Genomic DNA, 1,145 nt, shown 5'->3' on the forward strand with positions numbered 1-1,145 from the left:
AAAAAAGCACGCAGTGAATCCAACCGAATCTGAACGGATCTTGGCGATAACGGTGCCCCCTCCTCCGTCCTCCTGGCGGCCAAAAACGTACGATAGGATGCGATGCAGAAGCGGTCCATTCTCTGTACCAGATTGGGATGCTGAAATTTCTTGTGGGCGAACGTCGAGAACTCCCGCAAATGGCGGACGTATGTGTCAATCGTATTCGGGGCCTTTCCTTGCGCCGTCCACTCGTGGATCGCCAAATCGATCCCCTCGTGCAGTGTTAAGGGACCTTTCAAGTTCCGATATCGTTTGGTGTTTTGCTCAATGAACGCATCCATCTGCTGCTCAATGAAGTTCTGCCTCATATTATCATTCCCCCTTGGTATCCTATGGTCACCTCTACCATACCGAGGAGGACCTTGCACTTTCAAAAATTACGATGCGTGAGTTCGAAAATCACGGGTGTACAGAACCCCTTGATAACCCCTATGTTATGTAGCCTATAACTCTATTGCTAAATTGGTCATTTTACAGCACAATAACCCCGAGGAAGATGGACTCGAAAGAGCGCCGACAATGCCTGGTCGGATAAGACTTTCGGCAAAAAGTCGCCCATAAGTCAAAACCCACAAGGAGATCTCCCTTGTGGGTTATAGGCCAGAGAAAGCAAGCCTGTAAGCCGAGTTCTGTTCTCCGGTGCTGCAAGCGGCGCCACGCTCGCCAAGAAGCTCTGTGAGCCGTGCCTGCGAGCCACGCGCCTCGCACTGGAGCGGCAACCATCTATCTAGGCCATCTGTTGCCAGATGGCTCCAGCGACCTACCCGAGCGCGCGACGGGCCACCGCATATGCGCTCCTATCCGGTCTTGCTCCGGGTGGGGTTTACCTAGCCAGCCTGTCTCCAGGCTGCTGGTGCGCTCTTACCGCACCGTTGCATCCTTGCCTGTGCGCGCATGCGACGCGGCCATCGGCGGTCTCCATTTCTGTGGCACTATCCCTAGGATTGCTCCCGCCGGACGTTATCCGGCACCCTGCCCTGTGGAGCTCGGACTTTCCTCCCGTGCGGTCTTTCGACACTGCACCGGCGGTTGCCCAGCTTACTTCCTCCGGTCTCAATACAGCACGTTTTAGTATAACGCAGACATCCAGGGGCCTCAAGCGG

General features: G+C 55.0%; 1 protein-coding gene and 1 other RNA gene. Both read right to left on the minus strand.

Annotation, left to right across the window (positions count from 1 at the left end; all coding sequences use genetic code 11):
* Window positions 1-350: site-specific integrase (locus ASH01S_RS17585; RefSeq protein ID WP_169794277.1), on the minus strand; the 350-nt coding region annotated here is incomplete at its 3' end.
* A 294-nt stretch (window positions 351-644) separates the two neighbouring features.
* Window positions 645-1,087: RNase P RNA component class A (rnpB, locus tag ASH01S_RS17590), an RNA gene on the minus strand.
* Between the last annotated feature and the right edge of the window lie 58 nt (window positions 1,088-1,145).

It is taken from the genome of Alicyclobacillus shizuokensis NBRC 103103, assembly GCF_001552255.1.
Taxonomy (GTDB): domain Bacteria; phylum Bacillota; class Bacilli; order Alicyclobacillales; family Alicyclobacillaceae; genus Alicyclobacillus_G; species Alicyclobacillus_G shizuokensis.